This window comes from Bacteroidota bacterium (assembly GCA_018831055.1).
GTDB lineage: Bacteria > Bacteroidota > Bacteroidia > Bacteroidales > B18-G4 > M55B132.
This window is the reverse complement of sequence record JAHJRE010000102.1, coordinates 1-9,603: the sequence shown is the minus strand read 5'-3', so window position 1 is coordinate 9,603 and position 9,603 is coordinate 1. Positions and strand designations below refer to the sequence as shown.

3 protein-coding genes are annotated in these 9,603 nt (G+C 41.6%); all 3 read right to left on the bottom strand.

All coding sequences use genetic code 11. The features are described from left to right. Positions 1–1,808: protease (locus KKA81_06330; GenBank protein MBU2650532.1), on the bottom strand; the 1,808-nt coding region annotated here is incomplete at its 3' end. 148 nt (positions 1,809–1,956) lie between these two features. After that, on the bottom strand, positions 1,957–5,118 hold the full coding sequence (locus KKA81_06325) for a UvrD-helicase domain-containing protein (protein MBU2650531.1): 3,162 nt from the start codon (positions 5,116–5,118) through the stop codon (positions 1,957–1,959). 44 nt (positions 5,119–5,162) lie between these two features. Then, positions 5,163–9,572 carry a translocation/assembly module TamB gene (locus tag KKA81_06320; GenBank protein MBU2650530.1) on the bottom strand — a complete coding sequence of 1,470 codons (4,410 nt, stop codon included), beginning with the start codon at positions 9,570–9,572 and terminating at the stop codon, positions 5,163–5,165. Positions 9,573–9,603 lie beyond the last annotated feature (31 nt).

Here is a 9,603-nt window from a genome sequence, read left to right as displayed (position 1 = left end):
TGACCGGCATCCAATGGTAAAGCAATGATTCTCTGAGCTATGCCATCGAAATCAATTTTAACTTTCACTCCTTCATCCTTCTTTTCGTCTTTGTCGCCATCTTTTTTCTTTTTATCTCCGTCATCGCTTTTGGCTGGTTCATCCTTTTTAACAGCGACAACATCGTTTTCCGGTTCAAAGGGTGATTTAGTTTCCTTTGCAAGGGTTATAAAATAAACCTTGGTCATATTTCTGTATGCATGGTTCCATTCGGTCCAGGAGTAAATGGGATTAAAATCACGGTTTGAAGTAAAGAAGAGATATTTTCCATCGTCGCTGAATGCGGGCCCTGCACAATCGTACCATTCATCGGTCACAGGATTTTTAGATGCGTTTTCAAGATCATATACCCATACCTTTGAAGTTCCATCGGTTTCAGGAAGTATATAAGTGATCCAGCGGCTATCAGGAGCCCAGCTATAATCGCGCATTTCCCAATCCAAAGCCTGGTCTACCAGAGTAACTTTTTTGGTTTCGATATCAAGATACTGAAGTCGTAGTTTTTTATCAGACCAAAGTAGTTTTTTTGAATCGGGAGACCAAACAGGGTTATATTTATATGTATCGCTGTTAAAAGTGAGTTGAACAGGCAATTCAGTACCATCCTGATTCATGATATATATCTCATCTTCTCCAGTCATATCGGAAATAAAGGAAATGTATTTGCCGTCGGGAGACCATTCAACATTGCGATCGTGGACACCGGATGTTTCCGTAAGGTTAAGGGTAATTCCGTTTTCTGCAGGGAGGGTGAAGATATCTCCTCGTGCACCCAGTACTATTCTTTTTCCATCGGGGGAAACGGCAAATGAATTGATTTCCTCGGACGCATCTTTCATTTCATTCCTGCCGTTGGCAAGGTCATCGGCAATAATGACCGGAATCTGTTTTATGCTTTCGTTTTGGAGATCGAAAGTATAAAGCAAACCGCCTCTTTCAAAAATAATTGCTTTATCTCCAAGAGAAGGGAACTTAATATCGTAATCGGTATAATTGGTTATCTTCCGTGTTTCACCCGATACCGTATTGTAAACAAACAGGTTCATAGTTCTGTCACGGTCTGACAGATAATAAATATTATCTCCATGCCACATCGGAAAAATATCCTGGTTGATGTTATTAGTGATATTCTGTACCTGTTTTGTATCGAAATCGTAGATCCAGATATCATCGGCCATTCCTCCTTTGTAATATTTCCAGGTTCTGAATTCACGAAAAACCCTGTTATAGGCAAGTTTTTTTCCATCGGGAGAATAACTGCAGAAGCCGCCGGAGGGTAATGGAAGTTGTTGAGACAGTCCTCCTTCAGCGGGAACCAGGAACAGTTGTCCTTTAAATGAATTAAAGGATTTCTTTCGAGACCGGTAAACGATATGGTCATTATCCTTCCAGGTCATGACAATATTATTGGGTCCCATACGGTCGGAAATATCATCTCTGCCTAAAGTAGCAGTATAGGTCGTTCTTACCGGGACTCCACCAATGGCTGGCATTACATAAACTTCGGTATTTCCGTCATACTGGCCAGTAAAGGCAATCCGGGTTCCATCCGGAGAAAATCTCGCAAACATTTCATATCCATTCGGGTCGTTGGTAAGCTTGCGGGCCACACCTCCTGAAGCGTCTACCGAATAAAGGTCGCCTGCGTAACTAAATACGACCTGGTCACCATGAATAGCGGGGAATCGCATCAGACGCATCTCGTCCTGCGAAACCGCCATCATCGACATGAAAAGTAATCCTGCTAACAGTAAAATCGTTTTTCTCATGTTTTTGATTTTTTAATGATTATTGAAAATATTGAATCCTGATAACCAATAATATGCCATATAGGCTAATTTCACCATAAACAATGGCTTATGATGTACTTCCGCAGATGGTTCAGCATCCGGATGTCCGCCTGCGTATGTCCTTTGTTCATAAACGAACAATACCCTCCTCCTGTTCAAGGTATACCAGGATTAGAGCATCGATAATATAACCCATCTGATGCAGGATGTCCGCATAATTTCTAATCTGTAACTTATGGGTTTCATCCGGTGAACCGGTTTTAAAATCAAATATCCTTATTCTGTTTTCTTTTAACAGCAAGCGATCTGGACGAACTATCTGTCCATTTTCCAGTGTAATCTCCTGTTCGTTCAATACACTCCAACCATCTTCAAACAATATTGTACATGAGGGATTATCCAGGAGTTTTGTTAATGCACTGATGATCATTGCGGAGGAAATACCTTCAATATACTTTTGTTTTTGCAATTGCAGGATTTTTTCTTCCAGGTCGCTCTTTGAACGGATGCCAGCCATAATTCTGTGAAGAGTATTTCCCTTTTGCCGCTTGCCCTCCGGGTCTGACACATCCCATTGTCCGGGAGTATTCAGGCTTATAAGGATACGTTTGTGCCAGTTGGATGAAATCATCGATTTAAGCAAAACAGGAGGGCAAGTTATTTGAGCATTCCCGGTTTTATTCTCTTTGGTTCCGTGCTCATAAGAATCGGGGATGGGTAATCCTTTGGTACCGAGATAAAAATCAATCATTTTATTGAAAGATTCCCCCTCTCCACTTTCCGGAGCACCTTTCAACATGATATATAATCTTTCCGATGGGCGGGTCATTGCAACATATGCCATGTTAACCACATCGAGGTAGGTTTTTTCGAATTCTTCACGGTATAAGTATGCGAAGCGTGTTTTTTCAAGGCTTTTCGATAAAGGGATCAGACCCAATCGTAGTCCTTCTCCTTCATTTTCTTCCGGTTCTATCCACGATTCCTTCCTGGAAAAAGTCTTGTTATTGATATCAAGATCCGCAAAAGGGAAAATCACAGCAGGAAACTGCAATCCTTTGGCTTTGTGGATAGTCATGATACGTATAGCATCTGAGTCTTCAGGCAAAACGGCAGCCTGTTTATATTCGTTTTGTTCCCACCATTTGAGCCAATCGCGGAGGGTAAGTTTTCTTTTTACATCAGCCTGTAAAATACTATCCAGGAAGAACTGCAGATAGGGATCAAAATCTTCATTCAGATGGCAATTCCTGATGATCTCTTCCACCAGGTCATAAACTGTTAAGGCTTTCAGTTTCGCGGTATTGAAATCTATACCGGCAAAACCCATTATATTGTTTAATCCGGCTTTTTCATTTCCATTGCTTATTAAGTTGAGCATATCATGCAGCGACTTATCCCCAAAACGGCCATCCTGGCTAAGGTAACGGATAACCACACTCATGCTTACTTCGTCATAGGGTAAAACCAGGAGTTTCAGTAAAGCCACCACGAAACGAACCTTGGGGGAAGACCTTAAAAGCAAGGCTTCCCCGGAAACCACCCTGTATCCCTGGCTAAGAAGGTGAGAGGCAATCCGGCTTCCTGAAATATTCTTCCGGGTAATAACAGCAATATCATTCAGAGCAAATCCTGAATCCAGCAAATCGCGAACCACAGAGGTAATCGAATCCATGGTAGCAGCTTCATAGGATTCTTTGTCAAAGCCCTTATCAAAGCGGCGTATCTGGACATATCCACCATGCTTGTTACCCGGGACCTTTTGCTGCACATCTCCAAAAACATCCTTTACCAAAGGAGGAAAAAGTTCGGATATGATAGAAAAGAAATCATTATTAAACGATACTATTTCCTGTTTCGAGCGGTAGTTCTCATCCAGATTTTCTACTTTCCCTTGTTCCTTAAAAAGCAATCTGGTTCCTGGAGATAACCCCTTATGATTCGGAGAAAAGCCTGGTAAAGCAATAAATTGTTCCACATCACCCGATCTCCATCGGTAAATAGCCTGTTTTGCGTCTCCAACCAACATATTGAATCTTCCGTAAGCCAGGGTATTTTCAAATAAGGGAATGAGATTGGTCCATTGCAGTTCAGAAGTATCCTGAAACTCATCCACGAGGTAATGTTCGTACTTCTCCCCTACTCTTTCATAGACAAAGGGAACAGGCTCCTTCATAATTACATCGGCAATACTTTTATTAAATTCCGAAATATGGATCAGGTTTTCATCGTGCCGTATTTCCAGAAAAACTCGCAGGAATTCATTAAGGACAGCCACAGGATAGATATTTTGTCTGAGCAATCCAAGCAGATGATACTTTCCTTCCTCTGTTTCCCGCAGGGTTTCGATTTTTCTGTAAATGGAAAGCAACTCAGGTTTGATTTGTTCAATTTTGGCAGCATCAGCCGGATCGGTCTTACTCCCGGCCCAGGAATCCCTGCCCACAGTATCTTTTACATAGCTATTCGGTTCAATTTTATCAATCCGGCCATCGCGCAGATATTCGAAATACCTCATAATACCGCGGTTTCCCTGATAGAAAGCGCTGTAAGATAATCCGGAGGCGGTGATTACATCATATGCCTGAAGGCCAAGATTTATTAATTCAGCTTCAAACTTTTTTCGAAAAGCAGCCATTTTCTGGTCAGCCGACAAAAGGTCTTCCGGCTGTAAGGCGGTTAATACGGACAAATGCGGGAATATCTCTTCCCTGAGCAAATGGGAGGCAAAAGACTGCAGATTGTGTTCAATATTCCAGTTTTTTTCTTCATCTGTTCTAACGCCGGTGAATTTCACCAAAATCTTCGTAAGCATTTCATCCTTTCCAACACGGCTTAGAAGGATATCGACTGCACGGGAGATAAAGCTTTCGGTATCAAGTTCGACCTCAAAATTAGCCGGATAACGAAGATCAAAGGAAAAGCTTCTAATAATTCGGTAAATAAAGCTATCGATAGTACTAATGGCAAAATCTGAGAAATTATGCAGGATGAGACCGAGCACCCTGACGCTTCTGCTTCGTATTTCTTCTTCAGGGAGACCTGTGGATTGCGTTAGCTTTTCCATCAGGGTTTTATCTCCTTTCTGAAGATTTTGATCCGGGTGACTGAATTTTTCGAGGGTTGAAAGAATCCTCCCTCTCATTTCGGCAGCCGCTTTATGGGTAAAGGTAATGGCAAGAATGCGGCGGTATTTTCCAGGGTCGAGCAGAACAAGATTAAGATACTCCTTTACCAGTGTAAAGGTCTTACCTGATCCAGCCGATGATTTGTAAACAATGAAAGCCATATTAAAACCTAAAGGTAAGAATATATCAAATGGAAAACGATTTATTAAGGCTTGCGGGATTTTTTCCTTTCTCTTTTGAAAAGGTCTCCGAAATTATTAAATTCCTTCCTGTAAAATATACCGACACCCTGGGTATAGGGAGCGATATCGTCGAGAGTATTTATATTGTTAGAACGGTTAAAGGCTTTAAGTCGAACCCGGCCGTCTTTACGTAGCTTGTATTCGATATTCACATCTCCAACTATATTACTAGCATTCTGAGAGTTACTTTTCGATGACACGCCAATATTTCCATCAATGATAAGCCTGTCGTCGAAGAGCTGGGTAGAAAGAGCCACCTGTAGTTCATCCTCTGAAAGTTCATCACCCGCGCGATAATTAATACCCACATCAAAATCGCGGGAAATTTGTGAAAGCCAATTACTAAGCTGATTCCCTATAATATTAAATGATGAAGCACCAAAATTTCCACCGGAAGTATAGCTAAAGCTATTCAGCATCAGCAAAGAGATCATCTGTTGATTCATCACAGCCTGGTCGTTGGTGTCTATCAAGGCGTAAATATCCTGGCGGATTTCATCTTTTACATTAGGGAACCGCAGATTAAAGCGGATATCTGGATTCATCAGCCTGTCCTGGAGCCAAAGGATACAATCCACATTTATTTTCTCCCCGGCATAGAGTTCATCCAGGGTTGGGCTCAATCCGGTGATATTTGTTTTAACTTTATAAAGTCCTTTGACATTCAGTGTTGCATCCAGAGGGTCTCCGGTAAACTGGATCTTACCGCCGCTAAGGATTTCAAATCGTTTTCTGATAAGGTTCTGGATCGTAAACAGAAATGTTCCCCGGCTAATGATATAGTCCCCAACCAGTCTGAACTCGCCTGATGGGGAAATCGACAGTTGGGCTTGTCCGGCACCCCGTGCCGAAAGGTTCCCCATCTGATCGGGCAGATAAATCAATAGCTCGGCATCATTGGTGACATCGAGTTTCAGGTTTAACGATAAGCCTTTAACATTAACATTTCTGGTAAGCACCTCTACTTCATCAGTAAGGTTTCCTGGATTGATAAAAACAATATAATCGTTTTGCATTAGGCTTGCCCGTGTATTCAAAGGGATGCTTATAAAAGTACCGGCGTTGGTTCGGGCATCAACGTCGATGGTAAGATCATCCAATTCACCTGTTATATCCACGGATCCTGTTGCAAGTGCACTGCCATAAAAATCGCTGTTTTGATAACGATCTGTGTTCAGGCAAATAAAATTCTGAGGGCGCAATTCCACATCCAGTCGAAAATCCTCCAGTTTGTCGTGAGTTAGGCTGCCATCACAAACAGCTTGATTCCCTAAGGTATCATAAACCACCAGATCCTTAAAATACAAACCGTTTCTATCGAATTTGATTTCGTGGGCCAATTCATATCTCGTATTCAGATAATCCACCTTAAACGTTGTTCGCATAAGTTTCAGGGTTCCACTCAAAATGGGATCAGACTCCGTGCCGTCAAGTTCGAAATTTGCGGAGGCAATACCATCCAGGTTGTCCAGGATGCCAGAAACAAATGGGCGTAGTGCTTTTAGGTGGAAATTCTGCAAGTAAAATGAGAAGTCAAAATTCCTGTCAGGATCATTCGGATAATAATAACCTTCGAGATCAAGAACTTTGCTGGAACCCACATTTCCCGTATAAATAATTTCCGCATTGACAAAGGCCCGATGTTGGTCCGGGTCCCAGTGGCTCTGTACAACAGCATCCCCAAGTAAAACAGTGTTCATACGAAACCCTGTCAACGATATATCCGAGTATAAGGAAATACTGTTAAAAACATTTGAAACACTTAAATTTCCATTAATAACAGCATCAAGATCAAAACCTTTATCCTTCAAGAGAATATCAAAATTCGACATTTGCCAGTCTCTGAAATCAGCATTCAGAGTATCCGCGGGTGAACCTGAAACTGCACCGTTTAGTTTCAATTGCTGTTTTCCCCCAACGAATTCAAGATTACTGATCTTTATTGCGGTGGAATCCATAGTGATCAGATTACCAGGCCTGATCATCCATGAGCTGTCGTTGATAACAAGGTGAGCAGTATCAATAGAGGCTGTTGAATAAGCGGTATCCAGGATGGCATAATAACCGGAAATATCGGCTTTGTTTTTATCCAGTATGCTATGATCATCCCATGTGATTTTAAATAAAATACTATCCCGGCGAATATTTGCATTGATGCCAAAATTTTCCATCCCAAACTCCAGGGAGTCATTTTCCTCTGATTCCTGAAAAATAGTTTGATAGCTGCTTAAACCAATTGCAAAATGGCGCGGCAGAGTCTGGGCATGAATATCCAAACCTTTGAATCTAATTCCTTTCCATGAAATCTCAGGGGAAGTCATGTCAAATTCAAGAAAATCCGAATCCCCGGTATAGGTACCTGTAAGATTTGTCCCGGTATGCACTTTCAGATCGGGAACAAAAAGTTGGGTAAGGTTATCGGTATTGTAAAGTGAGATGTCGAAATTAAGAAACTGCTGGTTAAGTGATGTTTTTTCTAGTTCCAATCCAACCAGACCTGCTTCAACATAACGATCGAACAGCTTCACAAAGGCCTGCCCCATATCATTGAACAGGAAATCACCTTTTATCGATGCTTCCATGAAATCGGAGTGTAGAAAAATTCGCTTTGTCATTCCGGTATCCCGAAGTGTGACGAGAGCGAGGTGATCCAGATAATAATTGATACCCTTTTCCGTATAGCTTGTGCTATCGATATAAATTTTACCTTCCAGATCATCGAAATCGGTGGCAATGAAGTTACATCGAAGCGTTGTACTTATTGACATATCCTGTGAGCGTTCCGACAGGTGAAGATCATAAAGTCTTGCATTATTGATTTTGGCCAGAAAATCAAAAGTGGGGATATCCTGTCCCAAATCCAGATCTCCCTTGAATTTCATTTGGATCAGTTCGTCGGAAACATTCATTTCCCCATTGAACCGTTTTTCGGCAAAAGTGCCCTGAACTTCAATCTGGTTAAAACTGTTATCCAGTAGATCCAGTGAATTGATCATGCCATTAAGTCTGATGAGCAGGTTTTCAGCATCCAGTCCCTGTCCGTCAACCAGAGCGGCTAAAGTAACTTTTCCCAGGTATTCTTCAGCTCCGATCAATTGTCCGACATCGAATGATTCGGCTGTAATACGACCGTTATATTTTACAGAGACCACAGAATCCTGTTTAACGATAAGATCGGTAGACACATTTCCGATAGCTGTACGGTAAGAAGCATAGGAAACAAAATCATTGTAAAATCCGGTAAAAGAACCTTTAATTCTGGCAATGCCGATAGTTTTTATCACTTCAGGAATTATTATCCTGCCTGCCCCTTCAGGAAGATTAAATGCCTCTAAATCTGGCAGTGAAACCTGCATTTCTTCAGCTTTAAGATGCATGAAGGTATTTTCCACATCCGGCAAGCCATGCATGTTAACATTGCCGTTGAAGTGTGTATTTTTCCCAAAAGCAAATTTAAATCCATTGGTTTTTAAATTACTCACCGTACCGGAGATCACCCCTCCAATTCTCAATGGATTATCCATGGCGGTTAAACTGGTTGCAAAACAACCGATATCGGTAAGATTAAAAACAGATGGCCGGATTTCTGCCTGTATCCTTACCGAATTAATAAAATCATTATAAGCATTCCAATCGTCATAATGAAACTCAAAATCAAGATCCAGGTCAGAATTTCCTGTTTTTAGCAACAGGCTGTGCGCTTTCAGGAAAGCCGGGCTCAATGCAAGCCGGCCGCTCATCGAAAGCACTTCCAGTCCGCATTGTTCATGACACATAAGTTCGTCGGTTATGAAACTGACCGTATCTCCATTCAGGTAAAGGTCGTGAACGACAAAAGCTGCCAGATAGGTATCGAGGTGCGAATAGTCCATCCCGGCATCCTTTACCGGGCGATTCCAGTTATCCATTTTAAATCTGACATCAATCAGATCCAGTCCTTTTAACTTCACTTCCCACTGTTCACCCTTCAGGCTGTCGATCTTTACTGAATCTGTTTGTTTACCGGACAAACGAGAGAAGATCACACTGAAATTATAGCTGGAATCTCCTTCGTATTTCACAAGATGTATACCGGCATTTTTAAGGCTTACAGAATTAACATTGATTACCTTATTTTTCAATTCAGGATTACCCAGATTTATAAACATTTTCCTGGTAAATAGCAGAGTATCTTCACGATTATCCTGAATAAAAACATTTTTAAGGCTGATATCAAAAAGCGGGGTTATCAGGAGCCTGTCGATGGTAATATTGGTTTCAAGTGTTTCTGACAGGTAAGCTGCGGCCATACGTGCCGTAACTGTCTGAACGAGCGGATCCCATGCAAAAGACAAAATGGTAGCCGGCACTATGACCAGCACCACAAGAAACATGGATAGTATTCTGATTATCCTTTTTTTGATA